The 17,624-nt window shown below is 72.8% G+C and carries 17 protein-coding genes and 1 tRNA gene; 3 read left to right on the forward strand and 15 right to left on the reverse strand.

From position 1 onward, the window contains the following. The first annotated feature begins 214 nt into the window (after positions 1-214). From AB0K51_RS08625 to AB0K51_RS08635, 3 genes are all read left to right on the forward strand, one after another. The gene (locus tag AB0K51_RS08625; protein ID WP_363452017.1) at positions 215-1,012 is read left to right on the forward strand and encodes a CPBP family intramembrane glutamic endopeptidase; all 798 of its coding nucleotides are present in this window, start codon (positions 215-217) and stop codon (positions 1,010-1,012) included. Between the two features lie 119 nt (positions 1,013-1,131). After that, entirely contained in the window at positions 1,132-2,421 is a 1,290-nt protein-coding gene (locus AB0K51_RS08630) for a histidine kinase (RefSeq protein ID WP_363452019.1), read from the forward strand. Continuing rightward, positions 2,373-3,017 carry a response regulator transcription factor gene (locus tag AB0K51_RS08635; RefSeq protein ID WP_363452022.1) on the forward strand — a complete coding sequence of 215 codons (645 nt, stop codon included), beginning with the start codon at positions 2,373-2,375 and terminating at the stop codon, positions 3,015-3,017. The genes AB0K51_RS08630 and AB0K51_RS08635 overlap by 49 nt, the downstream gene beginning before the upstream one ends. Positions 3,018-3,024: 7 nt before the next feature. Here AB0K51_RS08635 and AB0K51_RS08640 read toward each other — a convergent pair whose 3' ends face one another. From AB0K51_RS08640 to glpR, 15 genes are all read right to left on the reverse strand, one after another. Next, a complete protein-coding gene (locus tag AB0K51_RS08640) occupies positions 3,025-3,534 on the reverse strand; it encodes a hypothetical protein (RefSeq protein WP_363452024.1) in 510 nt (169 codons plus the stop codon). Continuing rightward, positions 3,531-4,220 (reverse strand): hypothetical protein, encoded by a 690-nt coding sequence (locus tag AB0K51_RS08645; protein ID WP_363452026.1) that lies wholly within the window; start codon positions 4,218-4,220, stop codon positions 3,531-3,533. Before AB0K51_RS08645 ends, AB0K51_RS08640 begins: the two co-directional genes overlap by 4 nt. Then, positions 4,217-5,518: a putative T7SS-secreted protein gene (locus AB0K51_RS08650; protein WP_363452028.1), complete on the reverse strand. Its 1,302-nt coding sequence runs from the start codon at positions 5,516-5,518 to the stop codon at positions 4,217-4,219. The genes AB0K51_RS08645 and AB0K51_RS08650 overlap by 4 nt, the downstream gene beginning before the upstream one ends. After that, complete coding sequence (locus tag AB0K51_RS08655) at positions 5,515-5,811, reverse strand: type VII secretion target (protein ID WP_363452030.1); 297 nt, start codon at positions 5,809-5,811, stop codon at positions 5,515-5,517. Before AB0K51_RS08655 ends, AB0K51_RS08650 begins: the two co-directional genes overlap by 4 nt. A 98-nt stretch (positions 5,812-5,909) precedes the next feature. Then, a complete protein-coding gene (locus AB0K51_RS08660; RefSeq protein WP_363452032.1) occupies positions 5,910-6,827 on the reverse strand; it encodes a carbohydrate kinase in 918 nt (305 codons plus the stop codon). A 75-nt stretch (positions 6,828-6,902) separates the two neighbouring features. After that, complete coding sequence (locus tag AB0K51_RS08665; protein ID WP_363452034.1) at positions 6,903-8,909, reverse strand: glycoside hydrolase family 32 protein; 2,007 nt, start codon at positions 8,907-8,909, stop codon at positions 6,903-6,905. Positions 8,910-8,950: 41 nt separating this feature from the next. Next, positions 8,951-9,952: a glycosyl hydrolase family 32 gene (locus AB0K51_RS08670; protein ID WP_363452036.1), complete on the reverse strand. Its 1,002-nt coding sequence runs from the start codon at positions 9,950-9,952 to the stop codon at positions 8,951-8,953. 82 nt (positions 9,953-10,034) lie between these two features. Further along, on the reverse strand, positions 10,035-10,958 hold the full coding sequence (locus AB0K51_RS08675; RefSeq protein WP_363452038.1) for a carbohydrate ABC transporter permease: 924 nt from the start codon (positions 10,956-10,958) through the stop codon (positions 10,035-10,037). Positions 10,959-10,961: 3 nt separating this feature from the next. Beyond that, the gene (locus tag AB0K51_RS08680) at positions 10,962-11,879 is read right to left on the reverse strand and encodes a sugar ABC transporter permease (protein WP_363452040.1); all 918 of its coding nucleotides are present in this window, start codon (positions 11,877-11,879) and stop codon (positions 10,962-10,964) included. Between the two features lie 62 nt (positions 11,880-11,941). After that, positions 11,942-13,216: an extracellular solute-binding protein gene (locus tag AB0K51_RS08685; protein WP_363452042.1), complete on the reverse strand. Its 1,275-nt coding sequence runs from the start codon at positions 13,214-13,216 to the stop codon at positions 11,942-11,944. Between the two features lie 148 nt (positions 13,217-13,364). Then, entirely contained in the window at positions 13,365-14,384 is a 1,020-nt protein-coding gene (locus AB0K51_RS08690) for a LacI family DNA-binding transcriptional regulator (protein ID WP_363452044.1), read from the reverse strand. Between the two features lie 227 nt (positions 14,385-14,611). Next, positions 14,612-15,010 carry a hypothetical protein gene (locus AB0K51_RS08695; RefSeq protein ID WP_363452046.1) on the reverse strand — a complete coding sequence of 133 codons (399 nt, stop codon included), beginning with the start codon at positions 15,008-15,010 and terminating at the stop codon, positions 14,612-14,614. Between the two features lie 77 nt (positions 15,011-15,087). Beyond that, complete coding sequence (locus AB0K51_RS08700; protein WP_363452048.1) at positions 15,088-15,900, reverse strand: DUF4253 domain-containing protein; 813 nt, start codon at positions 15,898-15,900, stop codon at positions 15,088-15,090. A 376-nt stretch (positions 15,901-16,276) separates the two neighbouring features. Further along, positions 16,277-16,350 (reverse strand) — tRNA-Ala (locus AB0K51_RS08705). A gap of 118 nt (positions 16,351-16,468) precedes the next feature. Next, on the reverse strand, positions 16,469-17,605 hold the full coding sequence (glpR, locus tag AB0K51_RS08710; RefSeq protein WP_363452050.1) for a gephyrin-like molybdotransferase receptor GlpR: 1,137 nt from the start codon (positions 17,603-17,605) through the stop codon (positions 16,469-16,471). Positions 17,606-17,624 lie beyond the last annotated feature (19 nt).

Consider the following 17,624-nt stretch of genomic DNA (forward strand, 5'->3'; position numbering starts at 1 on the left):
CTGCTGCCGCTCCCTGCGACGTGTCCCACTCTGCCGGGCGGACCGGAGGCGGGGTCAGTGCCGGCGCTCCACCAACCGGCATGACGGATGTCATGGGTGACGGGGGTACAGCTGGCTGCACCCCCAGCGGGTAGCTGGACGCAATGGCACGGGCGGCGCGGCACGGAATCGTCGTCGGGGACGGAACCCCTCCACTACCGAACGAGGCCCAGTCGTGCCCAAGCCCTCCTTCCGGCGAACCGCCGTTCGCCCCACCCCCGCGCGCCCGTGGCTCGCCGAGGCCGCGGTGTTCCTCGCCGTGGCCTTCCCCGCGGCGGGCGCCCTCGGCGCGCTGCAGCCCGCCACCGGCCTCCCCACGGACGTGCTGCAACTCACCCAGTTCGGACCGACGTTGGGCGTCGCCGCGGTCGCGCTCGGCCGGCCCGCCCGGATCCGGCACCGGCTGGCCGGCGCGCTGCCCGGCCCGGGCCAGGGCTCCGCCGCCCCGGCGCTCCTGTTCAGCGGCCCGCTGCTGGTGGCCCTCGCCGCCCTCGCGCACCTGCTGCTCCGCGGGCACCTCCCGTTCACCGACCCGGCCACCCTCCCCGCCCCGTTCGCCGTCGTCGCCGCGGCCCAACTCCTCGGCGCCTGCGGCGAGGAGCTCGGCTGGCGCTGCTTCCTCCAGCCCCTGCTGCGCACCCGTTTCGGCCCGCTCGCCTCCTCGATCACGGTCGGCCTGCTGTGGGGCTGCTGGCACGTCCAGGTCTTCGCCCGGTCGGCGCCCTACGCGGCCGGCTTCCTCATCGCCACCGTCGCCATGTCGGTCGTCCTCGGGCTCGCCCAGGAACGCCTCCCCGCCAACCGCCTCCTGCTCTCCGGCGGCTTCCACGCCCTGGTCAACCTCGGCATGCTGCTCGTCCTGGACGAGGAGACCGGCGACACCCTCCCGATGCTCCTGTTCGCCCTCGCCGCCACCGCCACCGCCCTGCCCTGGGCCCTCCGGCCCCGCGCGGCCCGCCCCGCCCTGACCTGACGTCACACTGCAGGCCGTCACCCGCAGCGACCCTCCGAAAGGCCCGCCGTGCCCGCACCGCAGTCCACTCCCGCACCGCCCACTGCCCGCCCGGCTCCGCCGGATAGCATCGCGCTGACATGACGGATCGCCAGACCATCCGACGATCGCTCGGCCGCGGCCCCGCCGCCCTCGCGCGCTGCCAACTCCACTGGCTCGCCGCCCTCGCCGCCGCACTCCGCGCCCTCGCCGTCACCGGGGCGCTGCTGCTGCTCCCCGTCGGCCTGGGATTCCTCCTCCTCCCGCCCGCGGCCCGCGGCCTCCGCGCGACCGCCGACCGTGCCCGTCGCCGGGCCGCAGCCCGCACCGGCGTCGCCGCCCTCGCGCCCGCACCGCTCCCGGACACCGGCAACGCCTACCACCGCACCGCCGCGCTGCTGGGCGACGACGCCCTGCGCCGCGAACTGCTCTGGGCCTGCCTCGCCCCGTGGACCGGCGGCCTGCTGGTCGCCCTCCCGCCGGCGTTCGCCGAGTACGGGCTGTTCGGCGCCCTGGTGCAGCCGTTCCTGTGGCGGCGGTTCGGCGACGGCAACTGGTACGCCTTCGTCCCCGTGCACTCCCCCGCCACCGCCCTGGCCGCCGCACTGCTCGGCGCCGTCTTCCTGGCGGCCGCCGTCCGCCTCGCCCCGGCCGTCCTGGACCGGCACGCGGCCTGGACCGCCCGCGCCCTCGCCGGACCCCGGACCACCGCCCACCTCACCCGCCGCATCGACGAGCTGACGGACCGTCGCGCCGACGCGCTGGACTCCCAGGCCGCCGAGCTCCGCCGGATCGAACGCGACCTGCACGACGGCGCCCAGGCCCGGCTCGTCTCGCTCGGCCTGACCCTCGATCAGGCGGAGCGGCTGCTGGACGACGACCCGGCGGCCGCCCGCCGGCTGCTCGGCGAGGTCCGGGCCAGCTCGGCGCGGGCCCTGCAGGACCTGCGCGAACTGGTGCACGGCATCCTCCCGCCGGTCCTCGCCGACCGCGGCCTGCCCGACGCCGTCCGCTCGCTCGCCCTGGACTCCTTCCTGGACGTCCACGTCGACGCCGAGCTGCCCGGGCGGCTGCCGGCCGCGGTCGAGGGCGCGGGGTACTTCGCGGTCGCCGAACTGCTCGCCAACGCGGGCAAGCACGCCCACGCCCGCGAGGTCCGCATCCGGCTGCGCCGCCGGGACGGGCTGCTGCGGATCACCGTCACCGACGACGGCCGCGGCGGAGCCGACCCCGCGCGCGGCACCGGCCTGCGCGGCATCACCCGCCGGCTGGCCGCCTTCGACGGGACCCTCACCCTGCACAGCCCGCCGGGCGGGCCCACCACCGCCACCCTGGAGCTGCCGTGCGCGTCGTCCTCGCCGAAGACCTCTTCCTCCTCCGCGACGGCCTGACCCGCACCCTCCAGGAGCACGACTTCGAGGTCGCCGCGGCGGTCGACAACGGGCCCGCCCTGCTCCGCGCCCTGCGCGAGCTGCGCCCCGACGTCGCCGTGGTGGACATCCGCCTGCCCCCGACCCACTCCGACGAAGGGCTGCGCGCCGCGCTCACCGCCCGCGCCGAACGCCCCGCCCTGCCGGTCCTGGTGCTCTCCCAGTACGTCGAGCAGCTGTACGCCCAGGAACTGCTGGCCGACGGCCACGGCGCGGTCGGCTACCTGCTCAAGGACCGGGTCACCCGCACCGACCAGTTCGTCGACGCCGTCCGCACCGTCGCGTCCGGCGGCACCGTCATGGACCCCCAGGTGATCGCCAGACTGCTCGCCCGCTCCACCGCCCGCGGCACCACCGCCGACCTCACGCCCCGCGAACTCGACGTCCTGCGCCTGATGGCCGAGGGCCGCTCCAACGCCGCCATCATGGCCACCCTGCACATCGGCGAGAGCGCCGTCGCCAAGCACACCGCCGCGATCTTCGGCAAACTCCACCTGGACGCCACCCCCGACGCCAACCGCCGCGTCCTCGCCGTCCTCGCCTACCTCAAACGCTGACGCCCCGTCAGCCCTGCTCCCGCCGCAGCACCAGGTGCGCCACGTCCCCGTCCCGCGACCGCTCCCAGTCGACCTCCCAGCCGCGGCGGGCCGCCAGGGCGGCGACGCCCGCGAGGCCGATGCCGCGGTAGTAGCGCTTGCGGACGAAGGTGTGGGCGGCGGTGTCCTTCCACTGGTAGCGGTACTTGCCGCTGTCGTTCCAGTCCCGCCGTTCGTCGGCGATCCGCAGGCCGCGTTCGATGCCGCGCGCGATCGCCCGGTCGGCGAAGTCGGACCAGTCCTGCGGGGTGCCGCGGCGCTCCAGCCGGTAGCGGGCGGAGGTGAGGACGAGCTTGGACGGGCCGGGCTCGGCGGTGCCCTCGTCGGGGTCGCCGCCGTTGTCCAGGACGTCGTAGACCACCCGCGGCAGCAGCCAGATCCACTGCAGCCAGAACTGCAGCGCCAGGCCCACCTCGGAACGCGCGGGCAGCGGGCCGGTCTCCACGCCGGGCGGCGCGGGGGTGTGACGAGTGGTCATCCGAACGCCTCCGTGATGTTCGCCGCGGCCTGCCCCGGCACCACCGGCGCCACCTCCCCGGGAACCCCGGGCCGGTCGTACACCACGGTGTCGACGATGCCGGCCAGCATCGCCACGTACTCGGGGAAGTCGACCAGCGACGGGGTGCTGAGCGTCATCGTCACCAGCGTGTCCGCCCCGGGCACCGGCACGTACGCGCAGGCCTGCGCCAGCTCCAGCGTGGTCGCGCCCTCGCCCTCGTCGGGGAGTTCGACCAGCGAACCGGAGACCGTCACCACCACCGGCCCGACCGGCGCCTGGGCCCGGAACACCTCGTCCGCCGGGTCGAGCGAGAGCAGGTCGTGCAGCGCCGCGGCGGCCACCTCGGCGTCCGAGGTGTCGGCCTCGTCGGCCTGGATGACCAGCGTCGCGATCGTGACCCGGTCGTCCTCGGTGCCGCCGAGCAGGAAACCCGAGTAGACCGCCCCGTCCTCCGCGGCCGACGCGGCGATCTCCCGGTACCAGGACGCGACGGTGCTCCGCTGGAACTCGGTGCCGCCGGACCACACCTCCGCCGCGACCTCGCCCAGGTGCGCCTCGCGCTGCTCCTCGGAGAGCTCGACGCCCAGGGAGTGGAACTGCACCGGGACCTCCCACCGGATGTCGTCCCCGGGAGCGTCCGTCCGTTCGATCTGATCCGCCGTCACGATCCCGTCACCTGGTGGTAGAGGTTGGGCGCGTTCCAGATCAGGCCGCCCGTCTTCATGCCGATCTGGGTGCCGCGCGACCACCACGAGGTGGCCGGCAGCGAGAACACCTTCTGCCCCGCCTCACCGATCGAGGCGATGCCGGGCAGGTTCTTCAGCGGGGTCTTGGTGAACACCGGCGTCAGCACCTTGCTGTGCAGCAGGCCGCCCGCCATGTGCGTGTTGACGATCGAGCGGCCCGCCTCGGCCAGCTTGGACCCGGCGGCGATCGCCCCCTCGCCCTTGGCGATGGCCTTGACCCCCATCACCGCGCCCTTGCCGGCCTTGCCGACCGCCCCGACGAACGGGACCACGCCCACCCCGTCCAGCGCGATCGTCGACCAACTCACGTCCGCCCCACCGAGCTTGGCCAGCCCGTGCGAGCCCAGCGCGACCGCCGAGGCACCCGCCGAGGCCACCCCGAGCGCGGCCGACAGCGGCGGGCACCACATGGTGGCCAGCGCGGCGATGCCGAGCACCGCGGAGACGCCGCCCGCGATGTCGCCGATCTTCTTCAGCAGGCCGGCGTTCCTGGTCGCCCAGTCCTTGATCTTGTTGCCGATGCCCTTGAAGCCGTTGCCGATCTTCTCCCACATGCCGATCTCGGGCGCGTTCTGGTTGGCCCTGCGCAGCGCCTTCGCGGTCCGGTCGGCATCGTCGTGGTGGTGCTCCAGCAGTTCCCTCGCCTGCTTGACGATCGCCTCCAGCTCGTCCTGGATCGACTCCAGGTCGCGCCGGGCGGTGTCCAACTCGCTCTCTGCCGTGCGAAGTTCGGCCGCCGCGACGTTGATCCTGCGCTGCGCGTCGGCGAGCGACGCGTCGTCGCCGAAGGACTTCCCGGCGAGCGCGAACGCCGGATTCTCCGACGCGCTCTGGTACCGGTTGGCGGCCTGCCCCCACTGGTCCTGCGCGGCCTCCTTCCGCCGCTTGGCGTCCGCCGCCTGCTGCTCGTAGCGGCGGGCGACGTCCTGGTACGAGGTCAGCTGCGTGCGCCAGTTGCCCAGTTGCGTCGACGCCGTCTTCATCGCGTCGACGCTGTCGCTCAGGTACGTCGGCAGCTCGCCGACCTTCCCCGCGAAGCCCTTCGCCGCGTCGCCCTCCCAGATGCTGCCCCCGCGCCCGACCGCCACCAGCGTCCGGTGGGCACTCTCCATCGCCCCCGCCGCCCGGTTCAGCTTGGCGACCAGCCCGTCCACGTTCTCCGGGTTCCCGGGCGCCGGATCGAACCCCAGCGCCGGAAAGTCGGCCCTCCCGCTCACGCCGCCCCCTTGGCGAACGCGGCCCGGATCGCCTCGTCCGTCTCCGCGTAGTTCCGGCTGGTCTCCCGCAACTTGCCCTCGATCGCCTCGACGCCCTGCGCGATCCTGGTGATCGCGTCCTGCCAGCTGTCGTCGAAGTCGTCACAGGCCCGGTCCAGCGCCTTGCTCCCCGTCGTCTTCGGCCCGGTGTCCCGCATGGCGCTCAGCGCCTCGCGCATCTCCTGCCGACTCTCCTTCAACTGCCGCAGCAGCCGATCGAGCTCGCTCACCTCGACCCGGAAATAGTCCCCCATGTGCTGCGCGCTCCCCCTGGGCCTCGAATGACAGATGGGAACACCTTAAGGAAGAACCAAGCCCAGTCCATCACCAGGTAAAAATACGCGCCGTTCCTTCACATTCCTCCGGCCTCGCCCGCGCCCGCGGCGAGTTCGGCGGCGGTGGGCGGGGTGGCTCCGGCCCGGGAGACGGTGATCGCGGCGGCGGTGGCGGCGGTCCGCAGCGCGGCGGCCAGCGCGTCCGGGGCCGGGCGGGGGAGGTCGAGGGCGGCCAGGACGGCGGACATGAAGGAGTCGCCGGCCCCGACGGTGTCGACGACGGTGGTCGGCGGGGCGTCGGTACGGGTCTCGCCGTCGGCGGTGAGGGCGAAGGCCCCTTCGCCGCCCTGGGTGACGATGACGACGGCGGGGCCGAGGGTGAGCCAGCGGGCGGCGCTGTCGCGGACCGGAACGCCGGGGTAGAGCCAGGCGAGGTCCTCGTCGCTGGCCTTGACCAGGTCGCTGAGGCCCACGCAGTGCTCGACGGCCGCGACTCCCGAGCGGTGGTCGCCGAACAACGCGGGTCGGACGTTGGGGTCGTAGGAGACGGTGGCGCCCCCGGTCCTGGCCTCGCGGAGCAGCCGCCGGGCGACCGCCGCACCGGGCTCCTGCACGGAGGCGAGGGAGCCGAGGTGGACGTGCCGGGCGCGGGGCACCGCGGTCGGTGCGAGGCTCCAGTCGATGGCGAACTCGTACGCGGCCCGTCCCGCCGGGTCGAGGGTGACCAGGGCGGTGGGGGTGGCGACCGGCTGACCGTCCGTCAGGACCGTGACGCCGCCACCCGCCAGGTGGGCGCGGATCAGCTCGCCGTACCGGTCGTCGCCGAGTTGGGTGAGCAGGGCGGTGCGACGGCCGAGCCGGGCGAGCCCGTAGGCGACGTTGGCGGGGCTGCCGCCGGGGTGCGGGTGGTCGGGACGGCCGGGGGTGCGGACGATGTCGGCGACGCACTCGCCGATGACGAGGAAGTCGACGTCTGCGGTGGTGGGCTCTGCCATGGTGCTCGGCTGCTCCTGTGTCCGGGGTCGGGTGCGGGCGGCGCGCCAGGGGCCCGGGCGCGCCGCCTTCGGGTGTCAGTCGCTGAGAACGACCTGATCGACCATCAGGTGCCCCCAGGCGCCGGTGGCGTCGTCGAGGATCTGGAGTTGGGCGCTGCGGCCCTGGAGGTCGGTCAGGTCCCAGTCGACGGGGCGGAGGCTGCCGCTGTCGCCACCGGTGGCGGTGCGTACGGGTCGGCCGTCGACCAGCAGGTTGACGCTGGTCGCGCCGGGCGAGCCGAGCGGGTGGTTGCCGCCGGCGACGAGCAGGTGCAGGGTGCTGCGGTCGAGGGTGAAGGCGGGTGAGGTGAGGGTGCCGGTGGCGGTGTCGCGGCCGGCGAAGGTGTCGAGGACGGCGGCTCCGACGGAACCGGGGAGCTGTTCGACCGTCGGGGCGGTGCCGGCGAGGTCGCCGGTGGCGACCCAGCCGGGAGCGTAGGCGCCGCCCTCGAAGTCGGCGAGCAGCCGGGCGGGCCGCTGGGCGAGGTCGGTGTACTCGGTGACGGTGAGGTGGGCGAAGGTGGCGGCGCCGCCGCTGGTGAACAGCTTGAGCCCGTCGTCGGCGGGGTCGGCGAAGACCTCGTCGGAGTGGACGTGGCGGCCGTCGTCGACGAAGTACTCGACGCTGGTGCGGTCGACCAGGACCGTCAGGTGGGCGCTGGTCCGGGCCGGATCCCAGGGGGCGTGCGACTCCAGGTGCGAGCCGTCCGGGGAGGGGTTGCCGGTCTGACCGCGGTTCAGGTAGCTGACGTCGTGGTAGATCCCGGCGTCGGCGTGCCGGGTGCCGTCCGCGGAGACCCGCAGTTGGACGCCGAGGTTGTCCAGGACGTTCCAGCTGACGTCGGCGTCCAGGCGGTACGCGGTGCCCCGGTAGGGCAGCGTGGTGAGCCCGTTCACCTGCACGGTGCCCAGGTCGGTGGTCCGCGCGGCGTGCTGGTCGAGGCCGGGCGCGGGGCGGGAGGCCAGGGCGTAGCCGTCGGCGTAGTGCTTGAGGGAGAGCTGCCGGGTGATCGCGTCGGTGCCGTTGAAGCCGTCGGAGGCCCAGGTCGGGGTGGTGTACGGGTAGGTCCAGTTGTTCAGCCAGGCGGTGGCGTACCGGTGGTCGAGCGGGGCGGCGGGATCCTCCCAGGTGACGCCGGCGTACCAGTCGAAGCCGTGGTCGAGCCACTGCGGGGCGGCGGTGTCGGGGGTGAAGGAGGTGCCGTCGAAGCTGCCGGTCCAGTAGGCGTAGGTGTTGGGGGCGCCGGTGAGGTAGCCGTTGGCGCTGGCGCCCATCACCCAGTGCAGGGTGCCGTCGTCGGCGCGGAGCCGGAACAGGTCGGGGCATTCGAGGGTGCCCAGGCCGGTGTGGGCGGAGTCGGAGGCCCAGGTCCAGTTCTTCAGGTCGGGCGAGGTCCAGAAGCTGATCTTCGTGCCCTCGGCGAGCAGCGCGACCCAGCGGTGCCGGTCGGCGTCCCAGACCAGCTTGGGGTCGCGGAAGTCCTTGCGGCCGCCGTTGGGGAGCACGGGGGTGTCGCCGTAGGGGCGGAAGTTGCGTCCGCGGTCGGTGGAGTACCAGAGGAACTGGGCCTGCGGGCCGGAGGCGTCGGCGATCTGGGCGGGGGTGGGGTGGTCCATCTGCGTGACCATCATGACCACGGCGCCGGCGCCGAACCCGGCGGTGTCGTCGGTGTCGACCACGGCGGAGCCGGACCACAGGTCGTAGTTGGCGTTGGTCTGCTTCGGCGCGGCGACGCCCTGGTCGTGGAAGGCCACGTTGTCGGTGCTGGTGGCCTGCCGCCAGGCGGTGCCGACGGCCTGCCCGTAGTCGGCGTTGTAGAGGTAGTAGGAGTGGAACGCGCCGTCGAACCAGAGCGGCCGCTGCGGGTCGTTCTTCCAGTGGTCGGGCACGGTGAAGTGGTAGACGGACCGGCGGCTGTCCGCCGCCCGGGCCGCGGTCGGGGCGGCCGGCCCCGGGGCGATGACGGCGGCGGCGGTCAGCACGAGGCCGAACAGCGCGGCGAGGCCGAGCCGCAGCCGGTGGAGCGAGGAGCGTGGGGTCATGCTCGACTCCTGGACTTTCGGGTGGGTGGGGGGAGTTCGGCTCAGCAGGCCGGGGCGGCCCGGGTGAGCTCGCGCCCGGCGGGGTCGGGCAGGCCCGCGACGGTCAGTCGGCGTCCGTCCCAGGACACCGGCATCGGGTCGCTGACGCCGCCGGCGAAACCACCGTCGGGGCCGATGTGGTGAAAGCCCATCAGGACCCAGGACCCGTCGCGGCGGCGGACCAGCTTGCCGCTGTAGTAGCGGTCGTCGGTGACCTGCCGGGCGGCGCCGATGTCGAACGGGCCGAGCAGGCTCCCGGCGGGAGCGGCCCAGATGCCGCCGCGGGTGCCGGTGGCGCGGCGGGCCTCGGAGGCGTGCTCGGCGAGGCAGGAGAACAGCAGCAGGGGCTCGCCGTCGACGATCTCGCTCTGGAGGACCTCCAGTTGGCCGAAGCCGTGCACGGCGGGCGCGGACAGCGGCGGGCGCAGCTCCCAGTGCCGCAGGTCGGCGGAGACGGCGTGGCCGACCACGCCGCGTTCGAAGGCCGGTCCGGTGGTGGCCCGGGCGGTGATCAGCATGTGCCAGCCGTCGCCGTCCGGGTCGGGGAACACCCACGGGTCGCGGAACGCCTCGTCGTGCCACTGGCCGGCGTCGAGGGTCTCGTACCAGGTGGCGTCGGCGCTCAGCACCGGGTTGGCGCCGGCCTTGTGCCAGGTGGTCAGGTCGGTGGAGGTGGCGTACCCGATCCGCTGGACGTTCTTGCCGTCGGCGGCGCGGGTGGAGCCGGTGTAGAAGAGGAACCAGGTGCCGTCGGGGTGCCGGACCACCGAGCCGGTCCAGGTGGCGAGGTCGTCGAAGGCGGGGGCGTCGGCGCGGACCAGGGCGTCGGGGACCCGGGTCCAGTTCCGCAGGTCGGTGGAGACGGCGTGGCCGATGGACGCGCGGTAGTGCCGGGCCTCGGGGTCGTGCAGGGCGCGCGAGGCGTACAGGAAGAACAGGTGGTGGCGCTCGCCGTCGTCGGCGAACCAGAAGTCCCAGACCCAGGAGTCGGGCAGCGTGAACATGCGGGCCTTTCGGAGGCAGGCGTGGGGGACCCGTCGGCCGCGGCGGGGACGGCGGCGGGGTCGTCACGCGGAGGAGGAGGGGTCAGCCCTTGACGCCGCTCGCGGCGACGCTGCTGACGAAGGCGCGCTGGAAGGCGAGGAAGACCACCAGCACCGGCAGCGTGATCATCGACGTGTACGCCATGACCTCGCCCCAGGCCGGGTTGTCCTGGAAGAAGTACTGCATGCCGACCATGACGGGCCGGAGCTTCTCGTCCTGGACCACCATGGTGGGCCACAGGTACTGGTTCCAGGCGGGCAGGAAGGTCAGGATCGCCACCGTGGCGAACGCCGGACCGGAGAGCGGCACCACGATCCTGCGGTAGATGGTGAACCAGCCGGCGCCGTCGATCCTGGCGGCCTCGTCGAGCGAGGTCGGGATGGTGGAGAAGTACTGGCTGAACAGGAAGACGGAGAAGGCGTTGGCGACGAACGGGATGATCTGCACCTGGTAGCTGTTGAGCCAGCCGATGTCCCACACCACGGCGCCGTCCTGGAGGAACAGGATCGGCAGGTGCGCGACCCAGTACACCAGGGGCACCGCGATCGTCTCGAACGGGACGATCAGGGTGGCGATGACGACGCTCAGGACCAGGCCCCGCCCGCGCCAGCGCAGCCGGGACAGGGCGAAGCCGGCCATCGAGTTGACGACCAGTCCGAGGCCGACGATCGCCACCGTCACGAGCAGCGAGTTCAGCAGGAACCGGCCGACCGGCACCCGGTCGAAGACGGCGCCGTAGTTGTGCAGGCTGATGTCGCCGACCGGGAGGAAGGCCCGCCAGCCGCCGATGTCGGAGAGCAGCTGCCCGTCCGGCTTGAGGCTGGAGACGAACATGAACACCAGCGGGAACAGGAAGAACACCGCGAGACCGACCAGGACCAGGTAGGTCCACACCCGGCGGCGCCGGCGCAGCTGTCGCTCGCTCACGTCGGTGCGCGCCCGCGGCGCGCGTACGTTCTCGGCCATGGGTCAGTCCTTGTCGCGGGTGAGGTGACGCTGGATCAGCGCGATGACGAGCACGATCACGAAGAAGACCAGCGACAGCGCGGAGCCGTACCCGATCTGCTGCTGGCGGTAGCCGGTGAGCACCGCGTGGTAGACCAGCGTGGAGGTGGAGTCGATCGGGCCGCCCTGGGTCATGACGTCGATCTGCACGAACAGGCCGAGCGCGGCGATGGAGATGGTGATCAGGACGAAGATCCTGGTCGGGCGCAGGCACGGCCAGGTCACGTCCTTGAACTGCCGCCAGGCGCCCGCGCCGTCCATCCGGGCGGCCTCGTAGAGCTCCTCCGGGATGGTCTGCAGGCCGGACAGCCAGATCAGCATGTGGAACCCGACGGCCTGCCAGACCGACAGCACGATGACGGCGAACAGTGCGGTGCTGGGGTTGTTCAGCCAGGCGGTGCCCTGCCAGGCGCCGAAGGTGATCGAGTTGATGAAGGAGTTCACCAGGCCGTCCGGCTGGTACATGAACTTCCACAGGATCGAGACCACGACGATCGAGGTCACGACCGGGATGAAGAAGATCACCCGGAACGCGGTGACGCCGCGGATCTTCTGGTTGACCAGCAGCGCCAGGAACAGCCCGAATCCGGCCTGCACCGGGACGACCACGGCCGCGAAGACGAAGGTGTTGACCGCCGAGCGGAAGAACGTCGGGTCGACGGTGAAGGCGCGGACGAAGTTGTCGAGTCCGACGAAGCGCAGCGGCTCGGGCGAGACCAGCCGCGCGTTGGTGAAGGACAGGGCGAAGCCGAGCAGCACCGGCACGATCAGGAAGGCCAGCAGCAGGATCACCGCGGGCGAGGCCATCGCCAGGCCCGCCCTGGCCTCGCTGCGGCGGGAGGTCCCGCGCCGGGAGTGGTTGCGGCGGAAGGTCGCCGTCATGGGTCACGCCTTTCCGGCGGCCGGTCGGCGCGAACGCCGCCCGGCCACCGCTCGCCGCTGCGTCAGTTGCCGTAGCCGTTGTTCGACTTGATGTCGCTGTCGATCGCCTTCACGGCGGCGTCCAGGGCCGGCTTGACGTCGGCGCCGTTCATGATGTCCTTGGCGGCCTTCTCGAAGCTGGTGGAGACCACCGGGTAGCCGGGGGTGGCGGGCCGGGCCAGGGCGAACTTCTGCGACAGGACGGCGAACCGGCGCAGCGCACCGTCCTGGCCGAAGTACTTGGAGGCGGCGGTGGCGCCGGCGGTGGCGGGGATGACCACCTGGCTGTCCGCGAACTCGGTGAGGTACTTGTCCTGGAAGCTGAACTTCAGGTACGCGCGGGCGCCTTCGGACTGGTCCTTCCCGCAGCCGGCCGAGATGCCCCACTGCCAGGAGCCGCCGCCGATCTTCGGTCCCCTGCCGAAGTCCACCGGCGGGAGGATCAGCAGGTCGGAGCCGACCTTGTCCAGCGCGTCCTTGGCGTTCCACACGCCGGTGTAGCTGAGCGCCACCTTGTCGTCGATGAAGTTCTGGTTGCCGACCGGGCCGTTGCTGTTCGCCCAGCCGTTCTTGAACGCCTTCTGGAACCAGCTGAAGAACGCGACCGCGTCCGGTCCGTTGAGCGCGCCCTCGGCGGACTTCAGGCCGGTGCGGTCGAGCTCGTCGCCGCCGGCGCTCTGCAGCATCGGCGAATACGCGTAGCTCCACCACTCGCCCTTGTCGGCCGCGCCGAGGTCGAGCGGGGTCTGGTAGCCGGCGCTCTTCAGCTTGCCGATCGCGGCGTCGAACTCGGCCAGGGTCCACGGCTGTTCGACGGTGGGAATGCGGACGCCGTTCTTCTCCAGCACCGACTTCCGAGCGAAGATCGACAGCGCCGCGTCCCAGTAGCCCGCCGAGTACACCTTGCCCTTGTAGGTGCCGACGGCGGTGGGCAGCAGCGAACCGGTGAGGCTGCTCGGCAGGTCGAGCGGCTGGAGGTAGCCGGCCCAGGCCCAGTTCGGCATGATCGGGCCGTCCATGTCCAGCAGGCAGGGCAGCTTCCGGGCCGCGGCGGCCGCGGTGACCGCGTCGTTGTACGAGCCCTGCGGGAAGTTCTGCTGGACGACCTTGTACGTGTTCTGCGAGCCGTTGAAGTCGTCGATGATCTTCTTGTAGACGGCCAGCTCGCCGGGGTTGCCCGCCGAGTGGGTCCACATGGTGATCTGCGACGGACCTCCGTCGGAGGACGCGCCGTCGTGGCTGGCCTTGGCACAGCCGGTCAGCGCGACCGTCCCGAGCAGGCTCGCCGCTGCTACCATCGCGAGGGGATTGCGCACAGGTGGTCCCTTTCCCGGGGCCGACCGCCAAGTCGGTCCCGGAGTGAACGGCAGCGTCAACTGCCGTGTGGTTGCTCCAGATGAACGGCAGCGCCAACTGCCGTGTACTGCGAGGAGTTCGCCGCCGCTCTCAGCTCGCCTGCGAAGGCGGCGGCGGACCCACGGAGTCCCGGCGGATGATCGGGCACTCCATGCGGTGCGGTTCGGCCGGGTCGGCCTCCCGCTCCCCGAGCGCCACCTCCATCGCCCAGCGCCCCATCTCGTAGTGCGGCAGGGCGACGGTGGTCAGCGGCGGGTCGAGTTCGGCGGCGATCAGCTGCTGGTCGTCGTAGCCGACGATCGACAGGTCGTCCGGAATGCGCAGACCCCGGCGGTGGGCCGCGGTGTACGCGCCCATCGCCATCCGGTCGTTGAAGCAGAACAGCGCGGTCGGCCGGCGGTCGGCCGGCAGGTCGAGCAGCTCCTCGGCGGCGGCCCGCCCGCCCCCGGCGTCGGTCTCGCCGTGCACGTGCAGGGCCGGGTCGGGGGTGATGCCCGCCTCGGCGAGCACCTGAAGGTACCCCTGGTGGCGCAGCTCCGAGGCGACCACGCCGGCGCCCTCGGGCGCGTCGAGGTAGGCGATCCGCCGGTGCCCGGCGGCCACCAGCTCCCGGGTCGCCGCCACCCCGCCCTCCCGGTCGTCCGGCACCACGGCCCGCCAACTGCCCTGCGCGGGGCGGCAGTCCAGGAAGACGCTGCCCTCGGCGAGGCCCGCCGGGGCGTCGACCACCTGGTGCCACATCCGGGCGTAGACCATCGCGTCGACCCGCTGGCCGGTCAGCGCCTCGATCGCCTGCCGCTCCTGCGCCCGGTCGCCGTCGGTGTCCACCAGCACCACCAGGTGGCCGTGCTCGCGGGCCGCATCGTTCGCGCCCGCCAGCATCCGTCCGGCGAAGGGGGTGGTGGCGATCGTGTCGGAGATCAGGCCGATCATCCGGGTGCGCCGCGTCCGCAGGCTGCGGGCCACCGAGTTGGGCGCATAGCCGATCGCCTCGGCCGCCTCCCGGACCTTCGCCTGCGTCTGGGCCGAGATGCGACCGCTGCCCGCCCCGCTCAGCACCATCGACACCGTCGCCGTCGACACCCCCGCCGCGGCGGCGACATCCGACATCCGCGCCATCCTCGTCCCCACCTCGCCCCGGCCCGTTTAATCGATTAACCGCTGGGAAGCGAGTATGCAATCAGCCCGATACGCGGTCAAGGGGCGGACGCGGCAGCGTTACCTCACCGCAACGCGAACCACCCGGGCCGACGACTCCCGCCGGCGCCGGGATCGCTTCCCGTCCAGCCGTAGATCGTTTCCCGACACCGGGCGCCTTGCCCTCTTCGCAGGGCGTCTCACCACGTACGGTCGCGCCACTCGTCGATGGGGACGCGGCCCTCGGTGACATCGCAGCAGCGCTCGGCCCACGTGGAGGCGACGAACACTGGCCTGCTCAGGACCACATCTCCTGCGCGCTGGGCACGGAGGACGACTCCGAGCGTCTCGGAGCCCGGGTCCGCGTGCTGGGAGTACCGCAGGTCATGGCCGTGGGCTGAGGTGTATGCAGTGAAGGCGTCTTCGAGCTCGGACGGCACGCGGCCGACAAGTCGCAGTCCGTCGAGCGTGACCTGAGGCCCGCGGAGCGCGTTGACGGCCACACAGGTCAGACGGCCTGCGTCGTAGTAGGCCGTGACGGCCGGAGCAGTCGGCACGTCGGTGAAAGCGAACGCCGACACAACCGCCCAGACGCTCATGCGTCGCACCGTCTCCCTCGCCTAGGTGGGCCCGCCGCCGGAATCGGCTTCGACTCTCGCGCAGCGGCTGCAGCCGGTCAGTCCCACCAGAAACCCCAGCAGTGACTGTGGACGAGCCGTCCGGCGTATGCGGTCAGCGTGTTCGGGTGGCACCCCTGCCAGACGTTGTCGGGGCAGAACGCAAAGTGCTCGGCAGCCACGAGGAGAGCGTCATCTGACGTTGTCGGGGGTGCGGCGACGCTGAGGTGGAGGGTGGCTGGGCCCACCGCGACGACGCGTGCACCGAAGCGGTGTTCCCAGTCGGCCACGACGGCGGAGAACTTGGCGGTGTCGTTGTCGTAGTTGACCGGACCGTCCCAGCCGGCGGCGGTGAGCGCGTGGGCTCCCGAGCCGGCGGCGACGAGTCCGAGCCTGGTCTGCGGGCGGCGGGCGACGAAGTCCTGCCCGTAGTCGACGGCCGCGGTGTCCGGATCGGTGGTCAGGCGAGAAGTCGGAGCGAGTCCCGGCCAGGTCCGTCCGAAGGGGGCGGTGACGGCCAGGCGGTCCTCCGGCGAGAGCATGTCGTCGTCCTCGTCGATGACGGTGTGGTTCTTCCACCACCGCCCGAGAAGCTCGGCCACGTCATGGGTGTTCGGGGAGGACATCCGCTCGGGGAACAGCTCGCCGGTTGCCCATGGTCCGAACTCGCCGCCGTGGGAGTCCCTGGCGTCGAGCAGCAGCGGCCACAGGCCGGTGCGCGCGTGCTCGGCGAGGAGCCGCGCCCAGAGCTCGGCGGTGACCGGCCCGTCGCTCATCCAGATGGCTTCGATGTCTCCGCCGCCTTCGTCCGACGTGATCAACCGGCCGGGTGGGAGCGGGGTCTCGACGGCGGACAGGAGCTCAGCATTCATGGGCGGATGCTAGCCACGGACTCCGACACCGGCGGGACCGCTTCACCTCGGTTCTGGGAGCCAGCGTCACCCACCAGCCCGGTCGACGTCTACGGCCCGGCGATCCATGACCTGCTCAGGATCCCGCCCCGGCCGCCTGAACGCATAGATTCCGGCCTCGACAAGGAAGCCCCATTCACCCTGGCCATCGGCACGCCGAACGGGCGTCTCTTGCCGACCTGCTGACGAACGGTCCGACCATCCTCCGAAGAGCCTGGCCCGCCACCGCCGTTGGCCGCACCCACGTGCCTCCCGCGCCCCGGACATCGCCTTGAACAAACCCGCGCAACGCAGAAATCCCGCCCGGTCACGAGGACCGGACGGGATTTCCGTTGGGTGGAGCTGAGGGGATTCGAACCCCTGACCCCCTCGATGCGAACGAGGTGCGCTACCGGACTGCGCCACAGCCCCAACGAGAAGAAACTCTATCACCTCTGCGGAGGTACTCGTGACCATGCTCGGAACGGCGAACGCCCCGGCGCGGGCGGCTGGCCTGCGGCGGGGCGTTCGGGGTGGGACGCGGGCGGGGTCACTCGTTGGCGGCGCGGGGCCGGGTGTACTCGGCGCCGGCCTGGGCGGCCGGGTCGGCGTACTGGTCGAAGAGCGGGGTGCCGGGGCGGCCCGAGTCCCAGGTGCCGGGGGCGGAGAGGTCGAGGCCTCGGGTGACCCTGGGGGCGACCGGGGCGGTGACGTAGGTGGGCAGCGGGACGGGGACGGGCTCCCAGGAGTCCGGGCCTGCGGCGGCGCGGGCGCGGACGCCGTCCACCCACTCCTCGTGCTCGGTGGCCTCGGCGAGGGCGGTCGCGGTGGTGGCCGGCTCGGGTGCCACGGACGGGCGGCGCTCGGTGGCCGGCTCGGTGACCGGCACCGCGGCGGCCCGGGCACGCTCGCGCTCCCGGAGCCGTTCGGCGGCCTGCGCGGCCCGCACCCGGTCCAGCTTCACCTCGTAGCGCTGCCGCTCCAGTCGGCGCAGGTGGCCGATGTAGAGGGTGAGCAGGGCACCGGGGACGGCCGGCACCCAGAGGAAGGCGAAGCCCGCCACGGCGGCGAGCACCGCACCGAGCGCGAAGGCGAGGAACAGCAGGGTGACCATGCGCCGCCGCCGGGCCAGCAGCCGGGCACGCCGCTCCGCGGAGTGCCGGTCGGTGGCGTGGCGATCGGTGGCGTGCCGGTCGGCGCCATGACGATCGGTGGCATGACGATCGGTGGCGTGACGATCGGCGCCATGACGATCGGCGCCATGACGATCGGTGGCGTGACGATCCGTCGAGGGCCGGTCGCCGGGCTGCCGGTCGGCGGCGCGGTGCTCGTCCGCGCGGTGGTCGTCCGCGCGGTGGTCGGCTGACGTGCCGTCACCGCCTGCTCGCGTGCCCGGCTCGGCCACCGCCGTGGCGGGTGCCGCGTCGACGGAGGAGTCGCCGTGCCACGCCGCACGCTCGGTCGGCACGTCGGCGGGGTCCGCCGTGGGTGCCGATGCCGACGGGACCCCCGGGTCCGCCGCGTCCGCGGACGGCTCGGCGGGGGGCTGCTGTTCGGAGGTCTGGTCGCCCAGGGCTCGGGCCGCGCGCCGTTCCAGGGCCGATCGTCCGGCCAGCAGGCGGATCGCGGTACTGAAGCGTTCCGTCGGACGCGACTCGTTGAGCTCGTCCTGCCTGCGGAGCCACATCGGCACCAGATAGGCAGCC

This window comes from Kitasatospora sp. NPDC049285 (assembly GCF_040678815.1).
Classification (GTDB): Bacteria; Actinomycetota; Actinomycetes; order Streptomycetales; family Streptomycetaceae; genus Kitasatospora.

What these genes read in the sequence shown, in the direction of transcription:
- AB0K51_RS08630 (WP_363452019.1), top strand. Translation starts at nt 1,132, where the DNA reads ATGACGGATCGCCAGACCATCCGACGATCGCTCGGCCGCGGCCCCGCC.
- AB0K51_RS08640 (WP_363452024.1), bottom strand. Translation starts at nt 3,534, where the DNA reads ATGACCACTCGTCACACCCCCGCGCCGCCCGGCGTGGAGACCGGCCCG.
- AB0K51_RS08655 (WP_363452030.1), bottom strand. Translation starts at nt 5,811, where the DNA reads ATGGGGGACTATTTCCGGGTCGAGGTGAGCGAGCTCGATCGGCTGCTG.
- AB0K51_RS08660 (WP_363452032.1), bottom strand. Translation starts at nt 6,827, where the DNA reads ATGGCAGAGCCCACCACCGCAGACGTCGACTTCCTCGTCATCGGCGAG.
- AB0K51_RS08665 (WP_363452034.1), bottom strand. Translation starts at nt 8,909, where the DNA reads ATGACCCCACGCTCCTCGCTCCACCGGCTGCGGCTCGGCCTCGCCGCG.
- AB0K51_RS08670 (WP_363452036.1), bottom strand. Translation starts at nt 9,952, where the DNA reads ATGTTCACGCTGCCCGACTCCTGGGTCTGGGACTTCTGGTTCGCCGAC.
- AB0K51_RS08675 (WP_363452038.1), bottom strand. Translation starts at nt 10,958, where the DNA reads ATGGCCGAGAACGTACGCGCGCCGCGGGCGCGCACCGACGTGAGCGAG.
- AB0K51_RS08680 (WP_363452040.1), bottom strand. Translation starts at nt 11,879, where the DNA reads ATGACGGCGACCTTCCGCCGCAACCACTCCCGGCGCGGGACCTCCCGC.
- AB0K51_RS08685 (WP_363452042.1), bottom strand. Translation starts at nt 13,216, where the DNA reads ATGGTAGCAGCGGCGAGCCTGCTCGGGACGGTCGCGCTGACCGGCTGT.
- AB0K51_RS08690 (WP_363452044.1), bottom strand. Translation starts at nt 14,384, where the DNA reads ATGTCGGATGTCGCCGCCGCGGCGGGGGTGTCGACGGCGACGGTGTCG.
- AB0K51_RS08695 (WP_363452046.1), bottom strand. Translation starts at nt 15,010, where the DNA reads ATGAGCGTCTGGGCGGTTGTGTCGGCGTTCGCTTTCACCGACGTGCCG.
- AB0K51_RS08700 (WP_363452048.1), bottom strand. Translation starts at nt 15,900, where the DNA reads ATGAATGCTGAGCTCCTGTCCGCCGTCGAGACCCCGCTCCCACCCGGC.
- glpR (WP_363452050.1), bottom strand. Translation starts at nt 17,605, where the DNA reads ATGTGGCTCCGCAGGCAGGACGAGCTCAACGAGTCGCGTCCGACGGAA.